Here is a 26,707-nt window from a genome sequence, read left to right as displayed (position 1 = left end):
ATCGGCATAGGGGACGGCCATGAGGCCGTACCCCTGCCACACCACCCGGCATGCGGGTCCGCACCGGGCGGTTCGGGAAGTTGAGGTTAGGAGAGCCGGGGTACACCCAGCCGGTCGAAGTAAGCGATGCTCAGCACACTCTTGAGCAGCCGGTCACTATTGCGCCACCAGCGACGACTGTTGGCCGCCACCTGTTGTGCCACCGTGAACGGCGCACCCAGCACACGCAGCGCCCGGTAAATCGTCGTGCCACGGCGCCAGTGTTTAAGCTGGATAGCCCGCAGCCGGTGACGCACCCATTTGTCCAATTCCAGCCAGACTCGTGGCGTTTGCGCCAGCCGGAAGTACGCTTTCCAACCCTGCACATAAGACCGTAACCGCTCTACCACTTCCTTCATGCTGCGCCCGCCAGAGCGACGGGTCAGTTCACGGATACGGTGTTTGAACGCCTGCAGCGGTTTGGCCGCCACCTTGCGCTTCACTACACCGCCCCGAGCGACCCACAGGCTGTAGCCCAGAAACTTGCGACCGAACACACTCGCGACCGCACTTTTGGTCTCGTTGACCTTCAGACGCAGTCGACCATACAGGCGTCGCAGCAGCGCCATCACCCGTTCGCCCGCACGACGGCTCCGAACGTAAACATTCGCGTCGTCGGCGTAGCGTGCGAAGCAGTGACCCCGCCGCTCCAGTTCCTTGTCCACCTCGTCGAGCAGTACGTTGGCCAGCAGTGGGGATAGCGGGCCGCCCTGCGGCGTGCCCTGATCCCGCTGCTGGACCACGCCGTCATCCATGATGCCGCTGTTCAGGTACGCACGGATCAGCCGGATTACGCCAGCGTCTCCAATCCGCTTCTGCAAACGGTCGATCAGGATGTCGTGGTTGACCCGGTCGAAGAACTTCTCCAGATCAACGTCCACCACGATTCGCCGGCCTGACTGCACGTACGATTGCGCGGCGAGTACTGCGTCGTGCGCACGCCGTCCGGGCCGGAAGCCGTAGCTGTGCTCGCTGAAGGTAGGGTCCAGAACCGGCTGCAAGACTTGCAGCAACGCCTGCTGGATCAGCCGATCCGTTACCGTCGGGATACCCAGCTCGCGCTCGCCCCCGTCTGGCTTTGGAATCGTCACCCGACGTACCGGACTGGGCCGGTACCTCCCCTTCAGCAACTGCTCTCGGATCACAGGCCACGCCGTCACCAGATGACGCGACGTCTGGTCAATATCCAGACCGTCCACGCCCGCGGCTCCTCCGTTAGCCCGTACCCGTTTGAACGCCTGCTTCAGGTTCTTTCTCGTCAGCGCCGCTTCCAGCAGCGCTGACCCTGTGTTCCCGAGTTCATGCCGCGGGCAGTAGGCTTCGTCGCTCACGGGTACACGCGCGGCTTCACCGCGCCCTACTCCCACTCGCCCCGTTTGCACGGGCATCTGACGCATTACCTGTCGCATCGACATGACGTTGAACACTCCTTCCCGTTCGGCCCTTCGTCACCAGCTTCAGCCTCCCCGGCTTATCCTGTGACTACTATGGCCTCTGCTGACTTCTCGCTCCGGCTCGACACCGTCGCCCTTTCAGGCATGAGGCGAGATCTCCCCAGGTAAGAACGCACTCCTTCACTGCACAGCCGCCGGATCTACGCCACCGCCCCTTGATCACGAGAGCTTTGCGGTTACATGCCCGCTCGCCCTGATCGGTAACGCCTTCTATCCGGTTCTTGTCCATCGGCTCGCAGTTTCGCTCCACGCTTCCTCCCCACGTCGGGTCGCCCTCACGCAGTTGCGCTTCGCTTCGCTCGCTGTGATCAACTTACGGTGGGACTTGCACCCACTGGAGTGCGCCCATGCTGGGCGCACATGCGAAAAAAACCGCGCCGCGTGCGCGGTTTTTTTTTGTCCCGAGAGACCCGCGAACTCTCCAGACAGTACATTTTCAACAATTTTTAAGTCTTTTTTTCATACCGCCGCGATCCGCTGAATCCCCCACCCGGCAAGGGATTGGGCGCCGTTCCGGGGCTGTCCGGCGCACCCCGGGTTTGCACGATCCTCTGTCATCGTGCTAACATGTGCCTCGTTCCAACAGCATTTCACCTTCATTCGCGTTCTTTTCAAAGTGGTGCGCATGTACCTTGGGTGTGTCTTTCCCGGTACGCCGTCACGCTGAATCGAACAGTTTTTATACAAGAAGGCTTGTCGGTCGTTTCCCCGCTTTATCTCAGCATGAGCGGCAAATAAAGCACCGGCCTTTTTCGTTTCAAGCCTTTCAGCGGCGCGTGGGCCAGCTTCCAGCCACCCCAGCGTCCTCATGCATCTGCCCCCCTTCCACGGCCACGCAGATGCAACAGTCAGCACAATCTAGACGAGTGTTTTTTCGCGAATCGTTCGCGAGGCACGGGCGTTTTATTTTCTTTTTTCGCCCACCTTCCATCGCCTGCCGGCGAGGGAGACGCCATCGCGCTGCTCGCGAAACTGCACTTCCCCAGCACCCGTGGCGGAACGTTCATGCGTTTTCATGAGTTTCGTCGCAGTCATTGGAGTTTTCACCTTGACCGCTTCCAGCAACGGCTTCTGGCGACACCACAAAGAAGAACAACGCCTCTCCCTCGACGACATCACCGTCGTCGACAAATCCCTCCTCAAGCGAGCCGTCGGCGCCATGGCGCTCGGCAACGCGATGGAATGGTTCGATTTCGGCGTGTACAGCTACATCGCGGTCACGCTCGGCAAAGTGTTCTTCCCGTCGTCGAGCCCGTCCGCCCAGTTGCTCGCCACCTTCGGCACATTTGCCGCGGCGTTCCTGGTGCGGCCGATCGGCGGCATGGTGTTCGGGCCGCTGGGCGATCGCATCGGCCGCCAGCGCGTGCTGGCCATGACCATGATCATGATGGCGGCCGGCACCCTCGCGATCGGCCTGATTCCGAGCTACGCGACAATCGGCATTTTTGCGCCGGTGTTGCTGCTGGTCGCGCGCCTCGTGCAAGGTTTCTCGACCGGCGGTGAATACGGCGGCGCCGCGACCTTCATCGCCGAATTCTCGACGGACAAGCGCCGCGGTTTCATGGGCAGCTTTCTCGAGTTCGGCACGCTGATCGGCTACGTGCTCGGCGCGGGAACGGTCACGCTCCTGACGGCAACGCTCTCGACCGACGCGCTGCTCTCCTGGGGCTGGCGTGTGCCGTTCCTGATCGCGGGTCCGCTGGGACTGATCGGTCTGTACATCCGGATGAAGCTCGAAGAAACGCCCGCGTTCAAGAAGCAGGCCGAGCAACGCGAAGCCGAAGACAAGGCGATTCCGAAACAGTCTTTCCGCGAATTGCTGATGCAGCAATGGAAGCCGCTTCTGCTGTGCGTCGGCCTCGTGCTGATCTTCAACGTCACCGATTACATGGCGCTCTCGTATCTGCCGAGCTATCTGTCGGCCACGCTGCACTTCAACGAAACGCACGGTCTGTTCCTCGTGCTGCTCGTGATGGTGCTGATGATGCCGATGACGCTGGCAGCCGGCCGCCTGTCCGACACGATCGGCCGCAAGCCCGTGATGCTGTTCGGTTGCGTGGGTCTGCTCGTGCTGTCGATTCCCGCGCTGTTGCTGATCCGCATGGGCGCGATGCTGCCGGTGTTCGGCGGCCTGATGATCCTCGGCGTGTTGCTGTCGTGTTTCACCGGCGTGATGCCCTCGGCGCTGCCGGCGCTGTTCCCGACGAAGATCCGCTATGGCGCCCTCGCGATCGGTTTCAACATTTCGGTGTCGCTGTTCGGCGGGACGACGCCGCTCGTGACCGCCTGGCTGGTCGACAGCACCGGCAATCTGATGATGCCCGCGTACTACCTGATGGGCGCGTCGTTGATCGGTATCGTCTCGGTGCTCGCGTTGCGTGAAACGGCGCGCAAGCCGCTGCTCGGCTCTGGCCCGTGCGTGGCCACGCGTGCGGAAGCGCATGCGGTGCTGCGTGGCGAGCGTGAGGCCGCAGAGATGGACGAACGCTACGCGGCCACGGCCACAGCACGTGCCTGATCCTGGGTTGCGCGGCAGCCGGTTGCCGGAGTTGCACGCGTACCGCCTGCGGCAATCATCGGCGGGCGAAGGCAGGCAAGCGCGGCAATCCGCATGAGTGTGTTCAGAAACGGGCCGGCAAGAATTTGCCGGCCCGTTTTTTTATGCCACCAGGGAATCGAACGTCGCACTTGCACGCGCGCCTTCGATGAGCAGCATGCCGGCGGAAATCGGCAACTTGAAGCGCCTCGGCCCGGCACTGCCTGGATTGACGAACAGCACGCCGTCGCGCTCGCTGATCGCGGGCTTGTGCGAGTGTCCGGTCACGACCACGCCGATACCCTCTCGACGCGGATCGTCACCCACATCGGCAATGTCGTGCACCACGAGAATCGTCACCTGTTGCACGGTCAGCTTGACGTGAGTCGGCAACGAAGCGACGGCCTCGCCGATGTCGTTGTTGCCGCGCACGGCGGTGAGTGGCGCGATTCGCGCGAGTGCATCGAGCACCGCCTGATTGCAGATGTCGCCCGCGTGAATGATCGCGTCGCACCCGGCGAGATATTGCAGGGCTTCAGGACGCACGAGGTTGTGCGTGTCGGAGATCAGGCCGATCCGGGTGATTTGGGAGCGATGAGTAGGCGAAGTCATGGCGCCAGGTATCGGTCAACCGGCCTTAGTCTGCCGGTGGCAGCGGGTTCCCGCTGCGATATCCTCACGCTCACGCTCAGCGCGGCAAGGAACGCGAACGCCAGCACGAGCCAGAGCGTCAGCAACATGCCTACACCTCCATCATGTGTTCGATACGCCGGTCGGGCACCAGCCACCACGCCGCGGCGAGCGTGTAGAGCGCGGCCGAGAGCCACGGCTGCACGAATGCCAGCACAATGCCCGCCAGATAAATGACGACCGAAACCTTGCCCTTGAAGTCGTTGCCGACCGCCTTCGCGATCGTGGACTCCGCGCCGTGCTCGCGGATCAGCATGCGGGTCAGAATGAAATATGCAATCGCCGACATGAACAGCACGATGCCGTACATCGCGGCCGGCCACGCGGCGAGATGACTTTCGCCGATCCAGTGTGTGACGGCCGGCAGCAGCGAAAGCCAGAACAACAGATGGAGATTGGCCCAGAGCACCGCGCCATTGACCTTCTGCACGGCATGGAACATGTGGTGATGATTGTTCCAGTAGATGCCGACGTAGATGAAACTCAGCACGTAGGCGCAGAACACGGGAATCACAGGGCGCAGCGCGGCGAGATCGTGACCTTCCGGCACCTTCAATTCGAGCACCATGATCGTGATGATGATGGCGATCACGCCATCGCTGAAGGCTTCGACGCGTCCCTTGCCCATCGGTCGGTTTCCTGATTGTGTAATCGCGATTTTGAGGCTCGTTGTGAGGTCCGTTGCGAGGCTCGTTGTGAAGCCCGGTCGGGCCACACGCCGCCGATTATCGGCGATGACAACCGGACTTGTCGAATACCGGCCGCGCAGGCACGTCTCACCGGATCAGCGCACCCCGCTCGTTTAACAATTGACGAAGAATGCTGCGATGGCACCGGTTTTCGTCTTCGCAGTAGCAGCCGACGGAAAAGTGCGTCGTTTTTGACAATGCGGCAAGCACGTCCAGCACCTTGGCGGTATCGCCATCGTTCATCTGCGCGCGGAATTTTTTCGCAAACGCGGCCCACGCGGCGTCGCTGGCGGCCGCCTTGGCTTCTTTTATCAATTCCGCATCGGGCGACAGATTCGGCAGCCACACATCGTAATAGTCGCGGCTGGCGAATTCCGTTCGAGGTACGCCGCGCGGCGGCCGCCGAACCGTGCCGATCCGCAAGCCTTCGTCGGCGGCTCTCGGCGAACCAAGCTGGACGATGCTAATGCTCATTCTGTTTCCCCGATCGTTGTTTTCCCCGATTCGTTACGGACCGTAGCGGACTCGCGACCGTCCTGCGGCGGGTCGGCGTCGCGCCGATGCCAAGCCAGCCCAGGCCAATCACCGCCGCTCGCCGGTGGTTTCGTGACGCAGGCTCAACGCCTCAGGCCCTTCATCGCCTCGATTTCCATGGCTGCGGTCCGCTCTTCGCTGGCTTCGATCGGGTCCATCGACTCGTCGATCGAAGCCGCCGCACGTTCCGCGACCGCCTTCGTTTCGTCGAACACGGGATCGAATTCCGCGTCGTCGTCGCCCGGCGGTTCCAGCATGTCGCGAAGCATCGCCGCCAGCTCCGGCGTGTCCCATTCCGCGCCCTGCTGCTTTTGCTTCTTGATGTAGTGTCTGACTTCCGCGTCCTGTTCCGGGGTCAACGGAAGACCGCGGAACGTGCTGTTGGGTTCGGCATCATTCATGATCTCGCTCCAGGATACGTGCCAGTTCGAGTGTAATCCCGTTAGGGTGGCGCAATCTCAGCTATCGGTCATTGCCCGTCGATCCGCCTGGCGTGTACACCGCCAGCCACACACTCGGCTCCGTGTCGCTAGTCCACGCCACCCGGTGCCGGCAATGCGCGTCGATGAGCACGTGGTCGCCCGGTTTCATCGGATACGGCTCACGCTCGCCTTCGAATTCCAGCGCCGCCGCCCCGCTCAGCAGCACGACCCACTCGGCGCGCGGACTGTCGTACCAGAAGTCCGGCGGGCTTGCGTGTCCTCGCGAGACGATCCGCTCGATGCTCACGCCGGCCTCTTCCACCAGCGCGTCGACCTGTTCGTCGGGGCCTGCCGGCGCGCTGAGATCGAAGACATTGCCACTGCTGCTCACGCGTTTCATCTTTCATGCTCCGGATAGGTCCTTCACCACGGTTATCACGGTTATCACGGCGCGCTGCGGGTCCTCCTGTCCGTCGCGGCCCATTGCACCCGTCACCCCGGTTGCCATCAGGTGGGCCGCTCATTTCATTGGTTTGAGTCCATCGAGCAAGGTCGGCACCAGTTCGCTGATGGTCGGATGAATGTGCATGGCGTACTGCAAGGTCGGATACGGTGCGCCCGCGGTCATGATGTCGATGAACGTGTGCAGCGCTTCGTCGCCTTCGATGCCATGGATCGCCGCGCCAAGAATCTGCTTGCTCCGCGCGTCGACCAGCACCTTCATGAACCCGTCGGTCTCGCCGCGTTCGCGGGCGCGGCCCACCCGCGTCATCGGCATGGTGGCGATCAGCGCGTCGTGCCCGGCCTTGCGCACGTCAGCCTCCGAGAGCCCGACGCGCGCGAGCGGCGGGTCGACGAACACCGCGTACGCCATGATCCGCGTGTCGACGCTGCGGGTGCCGCCGTCGAGCAGATTGGCCGCAACGATCTGGAAATCGTCGTAGGACGTGTGGGTAAAGGCGCCTCGTCCGTTGATGTCGCCGATCGCCCAGACGCCCGGCACGTTGGTGCGCAACTGGCCGTCGACGGGAATCGTGCCGTGTTTGTCCCGCGTGATGCCGGCGGCGTCGAGCCCGAGGTCGTCGGTATTCGGTTCACGCCCGGTGGCGAACAGCACGTGCGACGCTTCGAGCGCGGGAATGTTCTGCTCGAAGCCGATACACACCTCGTTCTCGTGATGCGGATGCGGCTCGACCCGCGAGGGTTGCACACCGAACATGAACTCGATGCCTTCGCGCGCCAGCACCTTCTGCACGGAGGCGGCGAAGTCGGAATCCTCGCGCGTGAGCAGGCGCTCACCGCGCACCAGCACCGTCACCCGGCTGCCGAAACGGCGAAAAATCTGCGCGAATTCGAGCGCGATATAGCTGCCGCCAACAATCGCCAGATGCTCCGGCAATTCCGTCAGTTCGAGCAGGTTGGAGTTGGTGTAGTAGCGAATTCGCTCGAGCCCCTCGAGCGGCGGCACGACGGCACGCGTGCCGGTATTGAGGAAGATTTCGTCGGCGCTAAGTTCGTGGAGCAGCGTGCCGTCCGGGCCGCTGATAGCGAGCGCATGCGCACCGGTAAAGCGGGCGTGGCCGTTGAAGACGGTGACATTGTCCGTGCCGCGCAGCCATTTCTCGACGCCGTCGCGCGCCGCGCCGATGATCCGGTCCTTGCGCGCCTTGACCGCCGCCAGATCGACGCTGACCGCGCCGCTCACCTGCACGCCCAGCTCCGCGGCATGACGCGCCACGTGGGCCGCACGGGCGCTCGCCACATACGACTTGGTCGGCGTACAACCGACATTCACGCAGGTCCCGCCGAAAGCCGCCCGCTCGATCACCGCGGTTTTACGCCCGCTTTGAGCCAGACGCACGGCGAGCGGCCCACCGCCCTGTCCCGTGCCGATCACAACTGCGTCGAAGTGCTGTGGCATGGCAAATCTCCCGAAGCTGGGGATGCTGGTCGTAGCATCTTACGCTCAGCGCCTCGGGTTGCCTTTATCGCTCTTTCTGATCGTTTCTGTTGCGTTGTCCAACTGGTGGAACCGGCTCACGATCCAGGTTCGCCCCACCGGGGGGGCCTGCACCGGCCGATTGACGGGAATTGCGCCTGACGGATGACGTTCAGGCGTCGCAGTGCACCGCACAGAACAATTCGCGCGAGCGCTGCAGCGCGGCTTGCGCGCCGCGCGTCGCAACGACCCAACCGACCTGCCCGAGGTTGAAATCCTGCGACACCATCACCTGCATGAGGGCAACCATCGGCAGAACCACCGACGGCCGGTAAAGCTGGTTCGTAATCAAGGCTGGCATAACGGCTCCCATCGCGCGGGGCCGCTTCGGCACAGCGCGGAAATAACATTCGATGGGAGGATTCTAGGGAGACTGGAGGCGCGGATAAATACCGGGAACGCGAAGGCACTTGTTCGTCAAACTGAACAATCGGATCTGGGCACCCGCGGCAGCGAGGCAATTTGGATAACCCGCCCGCGGATGAGGTTTTGCGGCGCTTGCGGCCATGTCCGCAAGCGCCTTGCCAGTCATGACGCGCCGGCCATCCCCACCTGCGCGTCACACAAACTGCGCGCGTAAGCACTCGCCCCAACCGGGCGGCTGTAAAAATATCCCTGCTGCTTGTCGCAAGCGATTCCGCGCAAAAACGCCGCCTGTTCGGCAGTCTCCACACCCTCAGCAGTGACATTCATGCCAAGCGAATGGGCCATTGCCACCACCGCCTGCGTAATCGCAATCGAATCGCGGTGATCCGGCAACCCGGCGACGAAGGAACGATCGATCTTCAGGTTATGCAGCGGAAACCGCTTCAGATACGACAACGATGAATAACCGGTGCCGAAATCGTCGACGGAAATCCGCACGCCCAGCGCGCTCAACGCAGTGAGCATCGGCAAGACAGCGTCGCTGTCGCTCATCAACAGCCGCTCGGTAATCTCCAGTTCCAGCGCCCCCGGCTCGAGTCCGGATTGCTCCAGACAGTGCTCGATCCGTTCCACCAGGCCGCCTTTGAACTGGCGCGGCGACAGGTTCACCGCGACGATCAGATCCGGCGCCAGCGTGCGCCGCCAGAGCGCAACCTGCTCGCAGGCCCGCGCCAGCACCCACGAGCCGATCTCGACGATCAGGCCGGCGTCTTCGGCCACGGGGATGAATTCCACCGGCGAGACATTGCCCAGATCGCTGTTGTACCAGCGCAGCAGCGCCTCGGCGCCGATCGTGCGGCCGCACTGGCTGTCGACGATCGGTTGATACACGAGGCTCAGTTCGTCAGTGGCGAGCGCGCGCCGCAATGCCTGTTCGATCATGAAGCGGCGTTGCAGACGCTGGTTCAGTTCGGCCGTGAAGAACTGGAAATTGTTCCGGCCGCATTGTTTCGCGTGGTACATCGCCGAGTCGGCGTTGCGCATCAGCGTGGGGACGTCCTGGCCGTCTTCGGGAAAGAGACTGATGCCGATCGACGCGCCCATGTAGTACTCGTTGTCCGCCACCGCGAACGGCACCGCGATCGTGTCGAGAATACGCTGGGCGAGCGCGATCAGATGCCCGGTGTTTTCGTATGCGCTGACCACGATCACGAACTCGTCGCCGCCCACGCGCGCGAGCGTGTCGCCCGGCGCAACACATGCCGACAGCCGCTCTGCCACGCTGCACAGAAGCGCATCTCCGGCCTCGTGACCCGCGGTGTCGTTGACCTTCTTGAACCCGTCCAGATCGACGAACAGCACCGCAACCCGCGCCAGCTCGCTCATCCCGGCCACCCCGGCCGGCGCGAACAGATCGCGCATCCGCTCGGCCAGATAGGCGCGGTTGTAGAGCCCGGTAAGCGGATCGCGCGTGGCCAGAAACTTGAGTTGCCGTTGCGCCTCGCGCACCGGCCCGATGTCGGTAAACGAGATCAGCACCGAACCGGGTTCGCTGTCGCCCGGTTTGATGATCGGCACAACATTCTCAGTAATCCAGACGACATCGCCGTCGATCAGCTCCAGACCGATCGTGACGCCAAGCAGGGGTTTGCCGCTTGCCAGCACCCGGGTGGTCGGGCGATCCGCCTCGGTAACGAGCGAGCCGTCCTCGTGATATGCACGCACCATCACCGACAGAATGTCGTGGCCGATCAGTTCGGCGCTCGCCCGCAGAATGCGCTGCGCACTCGGATTGCAGGCCAGCACCACACCGTCGCGCGACTGCACGATGATGCCTTCGTTCAGATGATCGACCACCAGCCGGTGATGCTCCTCGCTCTGCGCGAGACGTTGCGCCATGGCGTCCTGATGCACGGCGAGACCGACGCTGTGACTGATGTCATAGAGTATCGCCGCCTCTTCGGCACTCGGCCGGCGCGGCGTTCGGTGGTAGACCGCGAAGGCGCCCAGCACGGTACCGGAATCGTTTTCAAATGGCACCGACCAGCACGCGCGCAGGCCGAGCGGCAGCGCGAGGTGCCGGAAGTCGGCCCATAGCGGATCGGTTTCGATGTTCTCGACCGTCACCATGCGACGCTCGAACATCGCGGTGCCGCAAGACCCTACCCCCGGACCGATCGCGACGCCGTCGATCGCGGCACTGAAATGCGCCGGCAATGATGGCGCGCCGCCCACGCGCGCACGTATGCCGTCCGCATCCAGTAGCAGGATCGAACAGGTCGCGCCATCGCCGAGCAGCGCTTCCGCGCGGCGGCATACTTCATCGAGCAATTCCGGCAGCGGGGTGTTGCGCGTAATCAGCCGCAACACCGTACGCTCCGAAGCCAACACCCCCTCGGCCCGATCCGGCCCATAGCGGGTGCTCTCAGGCGCTGCTCCCATCGTGTAATCTGATGTCGCTTCGCGTGTCATTTGTGCGCCCCCTAACCCCACATCGGCAAGTTAGTGTACGCGGCGCACCGGGGTTTACGCGAGGCCGGCGCACTTTAATCGCGATGCATAGCGCGAAATACATGACCCGGCCCGCTACCTCATCAGCCAATGAAACAACAGCACCATTAACACGGTGAATCCAACGATCGAGCCCGCCGTCAGTGCGAGCCCTGCCAGATGCGCGGACAGCGCAACGCGGGCATCGAGCGGTGCGGGTGACGCGGGTGACGCGATTGAATCATGAGCCGCCCGCCCCGCTGTCGAACCACTTTCAGCCGCCCTGCTATTGGACGACGTGCCGCGCCTGAGCGTCGCACAACTGGACGCACCACACGCGCTCACGTCAGGCTCGCGACGCCCGGCCGCGCGAGATGCAGCACCTCGTAGACCGTGCGGCCCGCGCTGGCAACCGGCGCCGACGACGACAGCGTGAGACGGATCAGCTTCCAGTTGGCGACATCGAGCGCGGAGACCACGGCGACTGTATCGTCCTGCTCCGCGATGCGTCGATTCTCTTCGGTCAACGCGGCGCGCAACTCGGCGCGGTTGTCCTGTTCGCCGATCGGCCGTTCGTCGCGATACAAGGAGAGCGCCCGTTGCGCCGGCCCTTTGCGGGCATCGAGCGGTAGCCAGGTTTCGACGTCGGGACGGCCGAAGTCGTCGATCACGTTCTGAAAGCGCGACCCCATGAAGAAGTCGGCGGTTTGCCCGGCGTCGAGCCACAAGTACACGGCTGCATACACGTTCGCGGTGGCGCCATAGCGGCCCTTTTCACGGACGACGAATGCCTTGAAACCCAAACCCTCGGTCTCGTCCCACAACGGACCACGCCGCGTCGCGCGCTCGCGGATGATCCCCATGTCATAGGTGGAGGGCAGACGGTGCGAATACTGTTTGGCAAACATGGTGAACTCCTCATGGTTTCGACTCACGGTGAGCTTGCGCCGGCGCGATCATTACATCAAGATATGGTGATTTATATCTGCGATAAATTTTCGATATGACAGCCCTCACCCGTCCTCTCGATCTGGATGCGATTCAGGCCTTCGTGCTGGTAGCGGATCTCGGCAGCTTCACGCGCGCGGCCGAAGTCATGGACACCTCACAAGCCGCGATGAGCCTCAAGCTCAAACGGCTCGAAGAGCGTCTGGGTTACCGCTTGCTGGAACGCACGCCGCGCGTGGTACGGCTCTCGCCGCGCGGCGATGTCTTCATCGGCGCCGCCCGGAACCTGCTGCTCGCGCATGAGCGGGCTCTCGCGGGCAGCGCCGCCGACACGCCGGAGCGCCGGCTCAAGCTGGGCATCAGCGACCACGTGGCGGGACCCAATCTGCCGGCCTTGCTGGGCAGGCTCGCCACGTATGATCCGCTGCTCGTCATCGAAGTGCGCATTGCCGCGTCACGCGACGTGCTGGCCTGGTTCGAGCGGGGTGAAGTAGACGCGGCCATCGGCCGTCGCGAGGGCGATCGGCGCGATGGCCAACTGCTGGCCGAGGAGCGGCTTGGCTGGTTCGCGGCGCCAGGCTGGCAGCAGCGCGAGGGCCAGCCGCTGAGACTCGCGACGCTCGCCGCGCCGTGCGGAATCCGCGCGATTGCCACGGACGCGCTCGATGCAGCCGGAATCGCGTGGACCGAGGTATTCGTCGGCGGCGGCGTAATGGCCGTCGGCGCAGCCGTCAGCGCGGGGCTCGCCGTGGCCGCACTGGCGCAGCGCGTGGCGCCGGCAGGCGCGGTCGAGGTCGGCGAGCAACTCGGGTTGCCGCCCCTGCCGACCTCGAAGGTGGTGCTGCATACGCGGCTGAGCGACCCGCGCTCGCAGGAAACCCTGCGAGCCGTCAGTTCGGCGTTTCTGAGCGCGGCGTACTGAAGAGCATGCCCGGGCCGGAGGGACGGCAGGGGCGGCCCGCCACGCCTCAACCGTTTCCGCCGCCTGGGGGCCTGCCGCCGCCACCAGGCGAAGACCCGCCTGGCGGGCGATTATTCCCACCGCCTTGCTGGCCGCCCGGTGGCCGGCCACCGGGTGGACGGCCGCCTGCATTCCCTGGCGGCTGACCGCCCGGTGGACGCCCTCCTGCGTTCCCCGGCGGACGCCCTCCTGCATTCCCTGGTGGCTGTCCGCCTGGCGGCCGCCCACCCGCATTCCCCGGTGGCTGTCCACCTGGCGGCCGCCCACCCGCATTGCCTGGCGGCCGATTACCCGGTGGACGCCCGCCAACATTGCCGCCTGGCGGCCGGCCCCCCACATTCCCGGGCGGCGGCCCTCCCGGGGGACGGCCGCCAGGCGGCCGCCCGGCACCGGGTCTCGGCGGTGGCGGAGGCGGATGGTGCGCCCAGCGCGAGCGCTGGTTGTACCACGGCCGGCCCCGATAATAGTTGCCCCAATAAGTCCCGATCGAGAACGTCACGATCGGCAGGCCGATCACCGTGCCGTAGCTCATCACCGGCACATTGCTGCCCTGATAGGGATAGCTGAGCCGTCCCGCATAGACCCAACCGCGCAGATTCGGCGCGGCCACGTCACACCATTGGTAACCGCTGATGCAACCCATCACCGTCACCGGCACGCCGCCCGGCAACTGCGTCACGACCGGGTAGTCCCTCGCAGGCCCGGCGCGTACGTTGACACTGCTGTTCGTGTACGCCTGCGACTGCGCTGAAGCCACTGCGGGCAGCGCCAGCAGGCCGGCCGCCGCGCAAAGCCATGGCATGAGGTGTTGTTTCATTGTGCCTCCCGTTTTCGCGTTCCGCATTTGTTAGGTGCAAGCCTTGCGGGCGGCGTGCGCCAGGCAAGATTTGGTAATCACCCACCCGAACTCACGCTGTTCTCGGCCATCTGTGTTCCGGCGACTCGACCGATCATCTATCGCATGAAAAACCCATGCGCTGCCGGAACCACCATGAAAATTTTCCGCCTTGTCTTTGTCGCCGCACTGATGCTCATGCATCTGCCCGCTCACGCTACCAGCTTCGACTGCAACCGCGGACGCTCGCTCACCGAACGGATGATCTGCAACGACCCCGCGCTCTCGAAACTCGACGACACGCTTGGACAACTGTACTGGAAAGCACGGCGGCGGGTCATCGACCGTCGCGCGTTTCTCACCGACAGTGACAGCAAATGGGCGTGGCGGGAAGCGAATTGCCGCGATGCGGCGTGTCTGGGGACGTGGTATGAAACGCGGATCGAGGAACTGCAGCAGCTCATAGAAAGCATGCAAACAGGAACACCGGATGGGCCGGGCAAACCGGACCCACGGCGTAAGGCAGTCATGCCCGTGCTACAACAAACCGAAACGGCGATGCTTAGCTGCACCGCCGCGAATCCGGGGATCGTTGTGAATGAGCAATGTCCCACGGTGCTCAAGGAGAACAACGGCCGGTGGAAATATCAGCCACATGGCGGCGACTGGTTCTGCGGACTGGCGATGCTCTCCTCAGCGCAATAGCAATAGCTACAACAGCTACCTTAAGCTCCAGAAGCGCCGCTGCACCTCCATCACCTCCGCCTCCACTTCCACCACAGGGCCGATCACCTCGACGGGTTTCTGGCCGTGGTCGAACACATAGCGGCAATCCACGCTCATGGTCGGATTCTCGGCGTGATCCCCGGTTGCTTCCAGCAGGCGGTTCTCGGTCATGCCGAACACAATGCGGCCAATGTTGGCCCAATACATCGTGCCGGCACACATGCAGCAAGGTTCGACCGATGTGTACAACGTGCAACTCCACAAGTATTCCGGCGTGAAGTTCAACGCCGCCACGCGAGCCAGCACCGATTCAGCGTGATTCACCGTGTCGACATTGCCCTGCTCCATCAGCACGGTCTCCTGATCCGGGCCGATCAGCACCGCGCCGAACGGGTGGTGCCCCAGCAGCGTCGCCCGCTCGGCCACCCGGCTCGAATGCCGCAAATGCCGCACGATCTGCTCGTGAGTCGGCGTCAATCCCTGCTTCGGATAGGTCGCCGCCGTGCCTGCGGCGCCGGTATCGGTCGGAGCGGTAAGACTCACGGGCGGCCTCCTTCAACAATAGTTAGCTAACCAGATCAATTTCTTACTTCGGCAGCGAACCGTCCACGCCTTGCACGAACCAGTTCAAACGCAGCAGTTCCGCATCGCTCAACGATTTGCCCGCAGCGACCTTCACCGTGCCGGACTGGTCCGCGATCGGACCGGCAAACGGATTGAACTTGCCTGAGATGATGTCATCACGTTTCTGGCTCAGCGCCTTTTGCGCCGTCGGCGACACCGCGTCCGTGTTGATATTGGCCAGATCGATCGCCTTCTCTTTCAGCCCCCACCACACCGGCGAGTTGTTCCACGTGCCCGCCATCACCTGCTGCACCAGATGGGTGTAATACACGCCCCAGTTGCTCACGCATGCGCCCAGCTGCGCGTTCGGTCCGAATTTTTTCATGTCGGAGTCCCAACCGAATGCGTGGACTTTCTTCTGTTCGGCCGTTTGCATCGTCGCCGTCGAATCGGTGTTCTGGATCAGCACGTCGGCGCCCTGACCGATCAGCGTCTCGGCGGCCTGCTTCTCGCGGCCCGGGTCGAACCAGCTGTTGATCCACACGACCTTCACGCGTGCATTCGGATTGACCGAACGCGCGCCCATCGTGAACGCGTTGATGTTGCGCACCACCTCCGGCACCGGTACCGAGCCGACAAAGCCGAGCGTGTTCGACTTCGTCGTATAACCGGCGACCAGCCCGGCCAGGTAGGCGCTCTGGTAGGTCCGCACGTCATAGGTGGCGAAGTTCGCGGCCTTCTTGTAGCCGGTCGCGTGCTCGAATACGGCGTCCGGAAAGTCTTTGGCGACCTTCAGTTCGAAATCCTGAAAGCCGAAGCTCGAACCCACCACGATCTTGTTGCCCTTGGACGCCAGATCGCGGAATACCCGTTCCGAATCCGCCGATTCCGGCACATTCTCGACGCGCGTCACCTTGATCTTGTCGCCGAATTTCGCCTCGACCTCTTTCACGCCCTGCTCGTGCGCATAGGTCCAGCCGGCGTCGCCCGGATTGCCGAGGTAGACGAAGGCGATGCCAAGCGGCTGTGCGCTCGCGGCGGCCGCCGTCCCTGCGCTGAATGCGAGGGACACGCCGAGCGCTGTGGCAAGAACAGTGCGAACGGTCCGGACGGTTTTGATACGCAATGAGTGATGCAGCACGCGCGCCAGCTTTGCTTTCATGAATTCTCCGAAGATGGTTTCCAGGTGCCGGCCACAGCGCGGGCGTGTCCCGGGCAAGGCTTCAGCATAAGGGGCCATATTCGAAGGTCAATTTCAGCGCAAAAAATATTTCCCGTTATCCCGTTTATAACGAATTCCATATTTTGGTCGCCGAAAAACCTGTTCGATGTCATCGAACCCGTGCACCAGCAAAGCCCTCGCGCCGAATCCCGCTGTCACTCAATGAACCTGCGGCGGCGAGCCCGCCTCGTCGTCTGGCGCACCGGCCTCGCCGAACAGGTCCGCACACAGGCCCTGGCCGATCTCGCTCAGACGCGCCGTCCCCGTGCCTTCCTCATTGAAGGTGGTGTCCACGAGGCCGCCGTCGGCGAGCGCCGTCAACTGCCGCCGCAGGGCACTCATCGGCACGTCGGCCTGCTTGGAAAGCTTGGCGAGCGACCACGCGCCGCCAGGCGTTTCCTGATACGCGCGCCACAACTGCGCCAGTATGGCGGCCAGCACCGGATCGAGTTCGTCGTCTTCCATCGTGAATGTCTCCTCGTTTTTCTTAAACACGGCCACGCCGCACCAGACTGCACCAGGTCCTGCGTGGCGCTATCAGGCCATCTGCGCCACCAGTTCTCCCAGCGTCTTCAAGGCCGCCTCGGTCTGCGCCGTCCACGGATAGCTGTAATTGAGCCGGATGAAATGGCGAAAATCGTCGCGCATCGAAAACATCATGCCCGGCCCGACCGTAATGCTGCGCGCGAGCGCCGCCTGATAGAGTCGCATCGAATCGACCCGTTCGGGCAATTCCACCCACAGCACGTAGCCGCCCTGCGGCGTCGACATGCGCGTGCCCGCCGGGAAAAACCGCTGCACCATCGCCATCATGATGCTCGCCTGCTGCCGGTACGCCTTGCGCACCTGCCGCAGATGCCGGTCGTAGCCGTCCTGCCGAAGGTAGTCGGCAACGGCGACCTGCGGTACCGAGGGCGTGGTCAGCGTGTTGAGAAACTTCAGCTTCTCGACCTGCGCGCGGTAGCGCCCCGGCATGGCCCAGCCAATCCGATACGACGCAGTCAGGCTCTTCGAAAACGACGCGCAATGCAGCACCAGCCCCTTCGTATCGAAGTTCTTCAAGGTCGACGGCCGCGCCTCGCCGAAATACAGCTCCTGATAGACATCGTTCTCGATGGCCGGAATCTCGTGCGCGGCGAGCAGGTCGACCAGTTGCTGCTTGCGCGCGTCCGGCATCTGGAAACCGAGCGGATTCTGGAAGTTCGGCATCACCATGCACGCGGCGATCTTCTGCCGGGCGATGACCTGCGCCAGCGCCTCGATATCGATGCCGTGGACCGGATGCGTCGCCACTTCGATGGCGCGCATGCCCAGACGCTCGATGGCGTGCAGCATCGCGTAGTAAGTCGGCGACTCGACGGCGACCGTGTCGCCCGGCTTGGCGACCGCCTGCAAGCTGAGGTTGATGGCCTCGGTCGCACCGAGCGTGATGACGATTTCGTCGGGATCGACGGGCACGCCGTTCTCGGCATAGCGCCGCGCGATCTGGCGGATCAGCTCGGGATTGCCGGGCGGCAAATCGTCGATCAGATTCCAGCTCGCCTGGCGCCGGGCGATCGCATTCGCGTACTGGTTGATGCGCCGCCACGGGAACAGCGACGGATCGGGGTACGGCGAGCCGAGCGGCACTGCGTCGTGCGCGCGGATGCTGCGCAGGGTCGACAACACCAGCCGGCTCACATCGACCGCGGCCGCCACCGGTGGCGTATCGCCCGTCGGCGGACGGCTCAGGCGCGGCTCGTCGAGCGCTGCCGCCGTCGCCACCGCGTCGCGTACGAAATAACCCGACTGCGGCCGGGTCTCGACAAGCCCGCGGCTTTCCAGCAACGCGTACGCGTGCAACACGGTCTTGATGCTGACGCCGTGCTGCTGACTCGCCTGTCGCACCGACGGGATCCGCTCGCCCGCCGCGAAGACGCCGCGGCGCACGGCTTCGGTCATTTCATCAGCGAGTTTTTCGTAGAGTTTCAAGGACCTGGCTCAAACAAACGTGTCGGCGGGAACGTCAGTCTATGACAAATATCAGGCAACTGTATCCCTCCGCTTTCCGATTTTCTGTATGCTGCGCTGCGTTTGGAACACAGTAGGCTTCCATGCATCGGCATAAAAGCCTCGTCCAGGCCGCATCCGGCGGCAAGATCATGAAGAAACCCGAAGCTCGCATCGAACCGTACACGCACCCCGCCGCCGGCTGGGGCGCGCTCAAGTACGTCGCCATCAACCTGATCAAGGAAAAGGTGACGGGCGGCGACTACCGCATGCTGTTCAGGCAGAACCAGCCGGACGGCTTCGATTGCCCGGGTTGCGCGTGGCCGGACCGCGAACATGCGTCGACCTTCGAGTTCTGCGAAAACGGCGTCAAGGCCGTGGCCGCCGAGGCGACCAGCAAGCGCGTGACGCCGGCCTTCTTCGAGCAGCACACGGTTGAAGAACTGATGGCGCAGTCGGATTTCGAACTGGAACAGCACGGCCGCCTGACCGACCCGCTCGTCTATGACGCCATGCGCGACCGTTATGTGCCGATCGGCTGGGACCAGGCCTTCGATCTGATCGCCGATCACCTGAAGCGCCTCGACCATCCCGACAGCGCCGCCTTCTACACGTCGGGCCGCGCCAGCAACGAAGCCGCCTTCCTGTATCAGTTGTTCGTGCGCATGTATGGCACCAACAACTTCCCCGATTGCTCGAACATGTGCCACGAAGCGACCAGCCGCGGCTTGCCGCACACGGTCGGCATCGGCAAGGGCACCGTTACGCTCGACGACTTCGAGCACGCCGACACGCTCCTGATCTTCGGCCAGAATCCGGCGACCAACCATCCGCGCATGCTCGGCGAGCTGCGTGAGTGCGCAAAGCGCGGCGCGACCATCGTGTCGATCAATCCGCTGAAGGAACGTGGACTCGAACGCTTTGCAAGCCCGCAACATCCGGTCGAAATGATCACGATGGGCAGCACGAAGATCAGTTCCGTGTTCATCCGGCCGAAGGTGGGCGGCGATTTCGCGTTGATCAAGGGCGTCGCCAAACGCGTGATCGAGCTCGACGACGAAGCGCTGGCCTCAGGTCTCGATCGCGTGCTCGACGTCGCGTTCATCGCCGAACACACGGTGGGCTTCGATGCGTTCGCCGACGATCTGCGTGCCGAAAACTGGGACACCATCGTGGCCGAAGCGGGCGTGCCGTTTGAAGACGTGCTGAAGCTCGCCGACATCTACGTGAAGGGCCGCGCCGTCATTTCGACGTGGGGCATGGGCCTCACCCAGCACAAGAACTCCGTGCCGACGGTGCAGATCCTCTCGAACCTGATGATGATGCGCGGCAATATCGGCCGCCGCGGCGCCGGCCTGTGCCCGGTGCGCGGACACTCGAACGTGCAGGGCGACCGCACGGTCGGCATCGAGGAAAGGCCGACTCAGGCGTTTCTCGACCGGCTCGGCGAAGTCTACGATTTCGAGCCGCCGCGCGAGCATGGCCTCGACGTCGTCAACACGATCCAGGCAATGCTCGACGGCAAGGTGAAGGTGTTCATCGGCCTCGGCGGCAACTTCTCGATCGCAACGCCGGACACGCCGCGCACATGGGAAGCCATGCGCTCGTGCGAACTGACCGTGCATATCACGACCAAGCTGAACCGCAGCCACCTCATCCACGGCCGCGACGCGCTGATTCTGCCGACGCTCGGGCGCACCGAAATCGATCTGCAGAATGGCGTGGCGCAAGGCGTGAGCGTCGAGGATTCGATGAGCATGGTGCACATCTCGTACGGTATGAACAAGCCGGCTTCCGGGAACCTGTTGTCGGAGATTGCCATCGTCGCGCGCATGGCGCACGCCACGCTCGGCAGCGGCAAAGTCGACTGGCTCGCCCAGGCAGCCGACTATGCATTGATTCGCGACGGCATCGCGCAGGTTATCGAAGGTTTCCAGGATTACAACGAGCGCCTGAAAAACCCCGGCGGTTTTCACCTGGGCGTGGCGTCGCGCGAGCGGATCTGGAAAACACCGAGCGGCAAGGCGCAATTCCTGGTGCACGCAATCGACGTCGACACGCCGATTCACCAGGCGCGCGCCGCGCACGGCGAGCGTCTGATGACCTTGATGACGACGCGCTCACACGACCAGTACAACACCACGATCTACGGCCTCGACGACCGTTATCGCGGCGTGTACGGGCAGCGGCGCGTGCTGTTCGCCAATAAGGACGATCTGGCGATGCTGGGCTTCGCCGCGGGCCAGCGCGTGGATATCACGAGCGTGTGGGCCGACGGGGTCGAGCGTCACGTGGCCGGGTTCCTGCTGGTGGAGTACGACATTCCGCGTGGCTGTCTCGGTGCTTACTACCCGGAAACCAATCCGCTGGTACCGCTCGCCTCGGTCGCCGACGGCGCGGGCACGCCGACGTCGAAGTCGATTCCGGTGTTGTTGACGGCCTCGGCGGTGGTCGACGCGGTTGCTGCCTGACGCGATGCCGCGCAACGCGCCAGACCTGAAGCGTGAAGCTCAGGTCTGGTTTTTTGCCAGATCGCGGTAGGTGAGGTACAGGCGCAGATCGAATTCGATCTGGTGGTAGCCCGGTTGCATGAACTCGCAGAGGCGGTAGAACGCCTTGTTATGGTCGCTTTCCTTCAGATGGGCCAGTTCATGCACGACGATCATTTTCAGGAATTCCGGCGCGGCGTCCTTGAATAGCGAGGCGACGCGGATTTCCTTCTTTGCCTTCAGCTTGCCGCCTTGCACGCGTGAAATGCTGGTGTGAAGGCCGAGCGCGTGACGCACGACGTCGAGCTTGCTGTCGTAAGCGACTTTGTCGATTTGCGCGCCGTTGCGAAGGTGTTCGCGCTTGAGCTCCGCGCAGTATTCGTACAGGGCCCGGTCAGTTTGCACCTGGTGAGTGCCGGGATACCGCTCAGTGAGATAGTCGCCGAGCCGCTCGTCGGCTATCAGCTTTTTCACTTTCTCCTGCAGAGGTGCGGGGTAGCCGGTGAGGTATTTCAGGTGTTGCATGGTGGTGTTCGTTGCGATTGGCGGCCGCTCGGGTTGCCTGCTTCATAGCAAAGGCAAAGACAGTAGCAGTGCGGTGCTGATAGTCGGTACCCCGAACTCAACCCAGATTGTCTTCGCAATCGCCCCAGAGCCGCAGCGGATCGCGGTGAAGCGGATACTGCCTGTCGAGCCAGGTCGACAGCCGGGTCCAATCAGGGTGATTCGTTCCGCTCTGAGCGGACCAGGTCGACGACCGTTCAAGAATCTGTCCGTTCTCGCGATCACGGACCACCAGGCTGCCGAGACCGCTTGAACTGTTCTCCTGCGATTCGACCCGATAGCGCGGCAAAAGCCTCAATTCCGCGTCCCCTGCCCAGCCGTACACGGCCCGCACCACGCCGGTCGCGTCCCGCAACTCCACGGCCCCGCTCGCCGGCCGAACCGCCGACCAGCCTTCAGGAAACTCCGCGACCACTTCGTTGCCGCTTTCCCTGACCCATTTCATATGCCACGCCTTCTCCATCGCCTCGCGCAGCTGCGACACCGACTTATACCCCGGAGGCAACTCGATCCCGATCGGCAAGGTCACGAGGTTGTCTTTCCAAAGCGTCGCCTCATCACGATCGCGCCGCTCGGTGGTTCTGGATACATCGTCCCCGAATGGATTGTCGGGCCGGCTGGCAAGATGGGCGCCGCTTTGCTGCAGGTCGGGGAAAAGACCGTCCGCATCCCGACGAGTCAGTTTGGATTTTCCGTTTTTCATGGATCTGTGCGCTGAAAAGCATGCTCGAAGACGACCAATTTACATTAATCGTGAGCCTGAGGTATCGCTTTCAGCGAACAGCCGGCAATGCGTATCGCTCAAGCCATGCCGCAAAGGCACGGCTGCATGAACCTCAATCCTGTCCAAATCGCATCAGCATCCTGCAGCCCGGCTGGTTGTCGCTGATCGAAATGTCCGCGCCGTGTACCCGCGCAATCGCCGCAACAAGACTCAGCCCGAGGCCATGCCCAACCGTTGCCTGCGTTTTCGCGCCACCGCTGCGATAGAACGGCCGGAACACCGCCTCGCGCTCGCCGGGTTCGATACCGGGCCCCGTATCCGCCACCTCCAGGACCACGAGCGCGTCGACCCGGCGCGCTTCGAGCGTGATCTCGCCGCCTCGTGGCGTGAACTTCAGCGCATTGTCGAGAAGATTTTCGACCACGCCAAAGAGCAGATCCGCATCGCCGATGACTTCCACCGGCGCGACTGCTTGCAACTTCATCGTCAATCCCCGCTCGAACGCCAGCGGTTCATAGAGTTCGACGACATCGCGCAATACGGTGTCGAGCGATACCGGTCCGAAACTCGCCCGGCGTCCGCCCGCTTCGATCTCGGCGATCCTCAGCAGCGCCGTAAAACGATTGAGCACCACGTCCGATTGCACGATCGCGCTATCGATCGCGCTCGCATAGTCTTCAGTCGTTCGCGAGCGCCGGCCGGCCCGTTCGAGCCCCGCGCGCAAGTGCGTCATCGGCGTGCGCAGATCGTGCGCGATGCCGGCACAAACGCCGCGCACCTCTTCGACGAGGTGTTCGATCTCGTCAAGCATCGTATTGACGATCACCGCCAGCCGGTCGAGATCGTGGTTCGTGCCGCGCGTCGGCAGACGGCGGTTCAGCTTGCCCTTCATGATTTCACGGCTGGCTTCGCTGATCGCGCGAATGCGCCGGTTCGACATCCAGTTGAGCGCGGCGCCACACCCGATCGCCAGCAGAATCGTCAGCGCGAGACCCGCGCATAGCGTCTTCACCAGGGTGCGGTCGAAAACGATGATCTCGTCGATCGAATGTCCGACCACGATCAGCACACCGCTGGTGGTCGGCACAATGATGCCGCGATAGTGGCCTTCGACCTGCGCGCCGCCGTCCAGGAACGTCTGCGTGTAGTTGAAGGGTTTGCGCTCCGGCTCGGCTGGCAGGGTCGCCACGTTGCCCGCGAGCCACGCACCGTTTGTATCGAACACGCCATACGGCCTGCTGTTGGCGATATCGCGCCGGCTCAATGCCGCGATGCTCGCAATCGCCTCGGCACGGCCGATCGTGTGGAATTCGGCCACCTCGCCACGCAGACGTTCGTCGACTTCATGCAGCAGATAGCTGGTCGTCAGCCAGTACAGCAGCGCGAACAGCGCGATCGCGGAACCGACGAAAACGATCACCAGCCAGCCGACGCTGCCCGCGCGGCCGGCGCTCAGCCGCGCCGGGCGCTTAACTGTCGGCATGGATGATGTAGCCGGCATTGCGCACCGTCACGATCATGGCCGGCAGGCGCCCATTGCAGCTGACCTTGCGGCGCAAATTGGAAATATGCATATCGACGACATTCGTCTGCGTATTGAAGGGGTAATTCCACACCGACTCGAACAGCATCGCGCGCGTGACGACTTGCCCCGCGTGGCGCATCAGGAACTCGAGCAGCGCCAGCTCGCGTGGTTGCAGTTCGAGCGTTTGCCCGGCACGCTGAACGACGCGCGTGGCGGGATCGAACGTCAGATCGCCGACGCACAGCAAGGACGGCTCGCCCACCGACGAATGGCGGCGCAGCAATGCGTTCAGCCGCGCGGTCAGTTCGAGCGCGTCGAACGGCTTGGTCACGTAGTCGTCTCCGCCGGTTCGCAGTCCCCGCACGCGTTCGTCGACGGCGCCCAGTGCGCTGAGGATCAGCACCGGCGTGCGCTTGCCGACGTTGCGCAAGGTGGACAGGATCGACAGGCCGTCGATGTCCGGCAGCATGCGGTCGAGCACCACGGCGTCGAAGTCGCCGTTCAGCGCGCGCAGCAAACCATGGTGACCGGTCGGCACGCATTCCACTTCGAAACCGTAGTCTTCGAGCGCCGCATGAATTTCGAGCGCGACGTGCTGATCGTCCTCGACGACCAGCACGCTCGGCGTACCCCCGCAGAGCAGGGAAATCGGCAGGTCACTTGCCAAGTGGATGCGTTCCTCGTTGATCCTGAGCCAGTTGCCGCGGCTGCGCCCACGTCGCGGCCGGCAGCACCGCGGTGCCTTCCTGCGCGACCGCCTGCAGCGCGGCGGGTGGCAAGCCAAGCGCGGCCAGAATGGTGGGGGCGACCTGGGTTGTCGAAACCGGGTAAGTCACGTGGCGCCCCTGATCCGCAAGCCGCGGACTCGCGAGCAGCAGCGCCACCGCCGTGTCGTCGTTATGAAAACCGCCGTGTTCGGCGAGCTTGCCATCTTTTGGTGGCGTAAATATGACACCGTCGCGCGACACCACGACGATGTCGGGCGTGCGGCTGTCCTGCAGCGGGGTGGGAAACCGCAGCGCGAGGCGCTCGCCGCTCAGCACGTCAGCAATGCCCAGCGCTTTCGCCTGGCTGCGCAACGCGGCGCTGATGCGCTGCGTCGCGGATGCATCGTGCAGCCAGATCAATGCGCCGTGATCGGTGGTCAATTGCGCAAGCGCACCGGGCGCGGCGGCGTCGATCACCTTCTGGAGACGGCGCTCGTCGATCTTGCTCAGACGTGCCGGGTCGATCGGCCCGTTGCCGTGCTTGGCAGTCACGATCACGAGCGTTTCGTCGAGCAGATGCTGTTTCCCAAGTTCGCCGACGAACTGGCCGATCAACCGGTCCGCATGGCCGATCGCGCGATCGACACCCGGCGTCAGGCCGCCTTCGGCATCGCGATAGCCATACAGTTTTTGCGCGACGTTCACCGCCTGCAGATTCAGCCCGAACACGTTCGGCACGGCTGTGTGCCGGCTGGCATCGTGGCTCAAGCCGTCGATCTCATTGATGATCGCGCGCGCTTTCAGATCGTCGTAGTCTTCCGTCTTGCCGAGCGAACCGGTGATCTCACGGGTCGTCACGTTGCTCAGGCCTTCGTAGTTAGCGCCGATTTCCGGCAGGAACAGATCGTCCACGCCGTGACCGGATGGCCCCTCGACCAGTTCGTAAGTCGGGTGCTTGTCGGTCCAGGCGGTGTAGCCACCCGCATCGCGCACCGCCTCGAAGATCGTATTGACGCGCAGGAACGCGTGCGGATAGACCGGCGCGCAGGCGTGCTGCGGATCGCGCGGCAGTTTGGCCGGATCGATTGCATCCCGCCCGTCGGGGCCGGTCATGTCGAGCGACTCGTCATAACGCACCCGTGTCCCCGTGCGGCTGCAATCGCTGCCCGGTGGCGCAAGCTCGCGATCGTACGAGTCGTCGTAATACACGCCGGTCACCGCGGGCGTGCCGCCTGTAACAAGAGCCAGCAGGCCCGGAAACGAATCAGCCGGCTCGACCGTATGGGCGTTGGTGTAGTCGACGCCCTGCTTCGACAGATTCGCGAGCGTGCTATCGGGGTGCGCCTGAATGAAGTTGGCGAGGTCGCTGGTGTGCAGACCGTCGACGCTGATCAGCAGCACGTGTTGCACCGGTGCCCCCGGCGGCAGTTCCCCCGCGCAGGCTGTGCCTGCGGCGGGAACGGACAGCGAGAGTGCGATTGTCAGAGCGGAAAGAATCGGTTTCATTCGGTTTCGTTTAGATTGAAAGTGACCCACAGTTGTTCGGAAAGCGTCTTTCCCGCGAAGGCCGGCTCGGGCTTCGGACACACGGCGTCGCGCACCGCCGCCAGCGCGGCGCGATCGAGCAGGCCAACGCCGCTGGAAACGACGACCCGCGCATCGGAAATCGCGCCGTCGCGGTAGTCGAACGACACCCGGGTGCGCCCGGCGATACCGCCCATGCGTGCCGACTCCGGGTAATGCAACGCGGACTGGATGGCCGCCCGCAAAGCGGCTTCGAAGCTCGCGCCCGGTTTGGCGGGTGTCGCGGCCGCAGTCACAGGCGGTGGCGCTGCCGGATGAGGCTCAGCAGGCGGCTCCGTTGGTGTCGCCGACGGCACGCTGGGTGCGGGCTGCGGCGCAGGTGGCGTTGCCGGCGCGGGCGCAGGCATGGCCGGGCGCTGTGTCACCGACCGCTCGAGGCGATGCACGGGCTGAGGCGGGTGCGCTGCGGGCTGAGGCTGCGGCCGAGGCGCCGCCGGCGGCACGAGTGGTAGCGCTGCGGGCGCCGGCGCCGGAGCTGCGGGTGCAAGCGTCAACGCCATCGCCGGCGGCTCGGCTTGCGCCACCGGCCGATGCGTCAACAACAGATAGGCGCCGGCGAGCACACCGGCCTCCACGGCGAGCGCAAGCGCCGCCGCCAGATAGATACGCCGCCGCTCGGGCGCACGGACATATGCTGAGATCGTCGCCAT

At 63.8% G+C, this 26,707-nt stretch carries 26 protein-coding genes; 4 read left to right on the top strand and 22 right to left on the bottom strand.

Translation table 11 applies throughout. From position 1 onward, the window contains the following. Window positions 1-86: 86 nt before the first annotated feature. The gene (gene ltrA, locus BCY88_RS12750; protein WP_120343410.1) at window positions 87-1,454 is read right to left on the bottom strand and encodes a group II intron reverse transcriptase/maturase; all 1,368 of its coding nucleotides are present in this window, start codon (window positions 1,452-1,454) and stop codon (window positions 87-89) included. A gap of 1,054 nt (window positions 1,455-2,508) precedes the next feature. Between ltrA and proP the strand changes: the two genes are divergently transcribed. Continuing rightward, window positions 2,509-4,011: a glycine betaine/L-proline transporter ProP gene (gene proP, locus BCY88_RS12740; RefSeq protein WP_259461373.1), complete on the top strand. Its 1,503-nt coding sequence runs from the start codon at window positions 2,509-2,511 to the stop codon at window positions 4,009-4,011. Between the two features lie 141 nt (window positions 4,012-4,152). Here the strand turns inward: proP and BCY88_RS12735 are convergent, their stop codons facing one another. From BCY88_RS12735 to BCY88_RS12695, 10 genes are all read right to left on the bottom strand, one after another. Then, window positions 4,153-4,641, bottom strand: coding sequence for a metallophosphoesterase family protein (locus BCY88_RS12735; RefSeq protein WP_120344593.1), 489 nt, complete (start codon window positions 4,639-4,641; stop codon window positions 4,153-4,155). Beyond that, window positions 4,638-4,769 carry a hypothetical protein gene (locus BCY88_RS40325; RefSeq protein WP_259461372.1) on the bottom strand — a complete coding sequence of 44 codons (132 nt, stop codon included), beginning with the start codon at window positions 4,767-4,769 and terminating at the stop codon, window positions 4,638-4,640. Before BCY88_RS40325 ends, BCY88_RS12735 begins: the two co-directional genes overlap by 4 nt. A gap of 2 nt (window positions 4,770-4,771) precedes the next feature. Then, entirely contained in the window at window positions 4,772-5,347 is a 576-nt protein-coding gene (locus BCY88_RS12730; RefSeq protein WP_120344592.1) for a TMEM175 family protein, read from the bottom strand. Window positions 5,348-5,495: 148 nt separating this feature from the next. After that, on the bottom strand, window positions 5,496-5,882 hold the full coding sequence (locus BCY88_RS12725; protein WP_120344591.1) for a DUF488 domain-containing protein: 387 nt from the start codon (window positions 5,880-5,882) through the stop codon (window positions 5,496-5,498). Between the two features lie 143 nt (window positions 5,883-6,025). Further along, window positions 6,026-6,343 carry a hypothetical protein gene (locus BCY88_RS12720; RefSeq protein WP_120344590.1) on the bottom strand — a complete coding sequence of 106 codons (318 nt, stop codon included), beginning with the start codon at window positions 6,341-6,343 and terminating at the stop codon, window positions 6,026-6,028. A 61-nt stretch (window positions 6,344-6,404) separates the two neighbouring features. Then, on the bottom strand, window positions 6,405-6,764 hold the full coding sequence (locus BCY88_RS12715) for a cupin domain-containing protein (RefSeq protein ID WP_120344589.1): 360 nt from the start codon (window positions 6,762-6,764) through the stop codon (window positions 6,405-6,407). A 120-nt stretch (window positions 6,765-6,884) separates the two neighbouring features. Further along, complete coding sequence (locus BCY88_RS12710) at window positions 6,885-8,285, bottom strand: FAD-containing oxidoreductase (protein WP_120344588.1); 1,401 nt, start codon at window positions 8,283-8,285, stop codon at window positions 6,885-6,887. Between the two features lie 190 nt (window positions 8,286-8,475). After that, a complete protein-coding gene (locus BCY88_RS12705) occupies window positions 8,476-8,664 on the bottom strand; it encodes a hypothetical protein (RefSeq protein WP_120344587.1) in 189 nt (62 codons plus the stop codon). A gap of 227 nt (window positions 8,665-8,891) precedes the next feature. After that, the gene (locus tag BCY88_RS12700) at window positions 8,892-11,201 is read right to left on the bottom strand and encodes a putative bifunctional diguanylate cyclase/phosphodiesterase (RefSeq protein WP_120344586.1); all 2,310 of its coding nucleotides are present in this window, start codon (window positions 11,199-11,201) and stop codon (window positions 8,892-8,894) included. A gap of 359 nt (window positions 11,202-11,560) precedes the next feature. Beyond that, on the bottom strand, window positions 11,561-12,127 hold the full coding sequence (locus BCY88_RS12695; RefSeq protein WP_120344585.1) for a DUF4865 family protein: 567 nt from the start codon (window positions 12,125-12,127) through the stop codon (window positions 11,561-11,563). Window positions 12,128-12,222: 95 nt separating this feature from the next. Between BCY88_RS12695 and BCY88_RS12690 the strand changes: the two genes are divergently transcribed. Continuing rightward, the gene (locus BCY88_RS12690; protein ID WP_120344584.1) at window positions 12,223-13,089 is read left to right on the top strand and encodes a LysR family transcriptional regulator; all 867 of its coding nucleotides are present in this window, start codon (window positions 12,223-12,225) and stop codon (window positions 13,087-13,089) included. Between the two features lie 46 nt (window positions 13,090-13,135). Here BCY88_RS12690 and BCY88_RS12685 read toward each other — a convergent pair whose 3' ends face one another. Beyond that, on the bottom strand, window positions 13,136-13,945 hold the full coding sequence (locus BCY88_RS12685) for an SH3 domain-containing protein (protein WP_120344583.1): 810 nt from the start codon (window positions 13,943-13,945) through the stop codon (window positions 13,136-13,138). Window positions 13,946-14,119: 174 nt separating this feature from the next. Between BCY88_RS12685 and BCY88_RS12680 the strand changes: the two genes are divergently transcribed. Then, window positions 14,120-14,668 (top strand): lysozyme inhibitor LprI family protein, encoded by a 549-nt coding sequence (locus BCY88_RS12680; RefSeq protein ID WP_120344582.1) that lies wholly within the window; start codon window positions 14,120-14,122, stop codon window positions 14,666-14,668. 15 nt (window positions 14,669-14,683) lie between these two features. Here BCY88_RS12680 and BCY88_RS12675 read toward each other — a convergent pair whose 3' ends face one another. The 4 genes from BCY88_RS12675 to BCY88_RS12660 form a co-directional block, all read right to left on the bottom strand. Next, window positions 14,684-15,232, bottom strand: coding sequence for a nucleoside deaminase (locus tag BCY88_RS12675; protein ID WP_120344581.1), 549 nt, complete (start codon window positions 15,230-15,232; stop codon window positions 14,684-14,686). Window positions 15,233-15,275: 43 nt separating this feature from the next. Next, window positions 15,276-16,415, bottom strand: coding sequence for a BMP family ABC transporter substrate-binding protein (locus BCY88_RS12670; protein WP_120344580.1), 1,140 nt, complete (start codon window positions 16,413-16,415; stop codon window positions 15,276-15,278). A 219-nt stretch (window positions 16,416-16,634) separates the two neighbouring features. Then, a complete protein-coding gene (locus tag BCY88_RS12665) occupies window positions 16,635-16,940 on the bottom strand; it encodes a winged helix-turn-helix domain-containing protein (protein ID WP_120344579.1) in 306 nt (101 codons plus the stop codon). A gap of 72 nt (window positions 16,941-17,012) precedes the next feature. Further along, entirely contained in the window at window positions 17,013-18,446 is a 1,434-nt protein-coding gene (locus BCY88_RS12660) for an aminotransferase-like domain-containing protein (protein ID WP_120344578.1), read from the bottom strand. A 170-nt stretch (window positions 18,447-18,616) separates the two neighbouring features. Here BCY88_RS12660 and BCY88_RS12655 point away from each other — a divergent pair, with 170 nt between their 5' ends. Beyond that, window positions 18,617-20,935, top strand: a complete 2,319-nt coding sequence (locus BCY88_RS12655; protein WP_120344601.1) for an FdhF/YdeP family oxidoreductase — start codon at window positions 18,617-18,619, stop codon at window positions 20,933-20,935. A 39-nt stretch (window positions 20,936-20,974) separates the two neighbouring features. Here BCY88_RS12655 and BCY88_RS12650 read toward each other — a convergent pair whose 3' ends face one another. From BCY88_RS12650 to BCY88_RS40705, 6 genes are all read right to left on the bottom strand, one after another. Then, the gene (locus BCY88_RS12650) at window positions 20,975-21,478 is read right to left on the bottom strand and encodes a M48 metallopeptidase family protein (RefSeq protein WP_120344577.1); all 504 of its coding nucleotides are present in this window, start codon (window positions 21,476-21,478) and stop codon (window positions 20,975-20,977) included. 97 nt (window positions 21,479-21,575) lie between these two features. Continuing rightward, window positions 21,576-22,220, bottom strand: coding sequence for a hypothetical protein (locus BCY88_RS12645; RefSeq protein ID WP_120344576.1), 645 nt, complete (start codon window positions 22,218-22,220; stop codon window positions 21,576-21,578). Window positions 22,221-22,353: 133 nt separating this feature from the next. Next, on the bottom strand, window positions 22,354-23,724 hold the full coding sequence (locus BCY88_RS12640) for a sensor histidine kinase (protein ID WP_183081352.1): 1,371 nt from the start codon (window positions 23,722-23,724) through the stop codon (window positions 22,354-22,356). Continuing rightward, a complete protein-coding gene (locus BCY88_RS12635; protein ID WP_259461371.1) occupies window positions 23,711-24,433 on the bottom strand; it encodes a response regulator transcription factor in 723 nt (240 codons plus the stop codon). The genes BCY88_RS12640 and BCY88_RS12635 overlap by 14 nt, the downstream gene beginning before the upstream one ends. Next, window positions 24,423-25,979, bottom strand: coding sequence for an alkaline phosphatase family protein (locus tag BCY88_RS12630; protein WP_120344574.1), 1,557 nt, complete (start codon window positions 25,977-25,979; stop codon window positions 24,423-24,425). The genes BCY88_RS12635 and BCY88_RS12630 overlap by 11 nt, the downstream gene beginning before the upstream one ends. Then, the gene (locus tag BCY88_RS40705) at window positions 25,976-26,707 is read right to left on the bottom strand and encodes an energy transducer TonB (RefSeq protein WP_120344573.1); all 732 of its coding nucleotides are present in this window, start codon (window positions 26,705-26,707) and stop codon (window positions 25,976-25,978) included. The genes BCY88_RS12630 and BCY88_RS40705 overlap by 4 nt, the downstream gene beginning before the upstream one ends.

It is taken from the genome of Paraburkholderia fungorum, assembly GCF_003610895.1.
Classification (GTDB): domain Bacteria; phylum Pseudomonadota; class Gammaproteobacteria; order Burkholderiales; family Burkholderiaceae; genus Paraburkholderia; species Paraburkholderia fungorum_B.
This window is presented reverse-complemented; position numbering and strand designations above follow the sequence as displayed.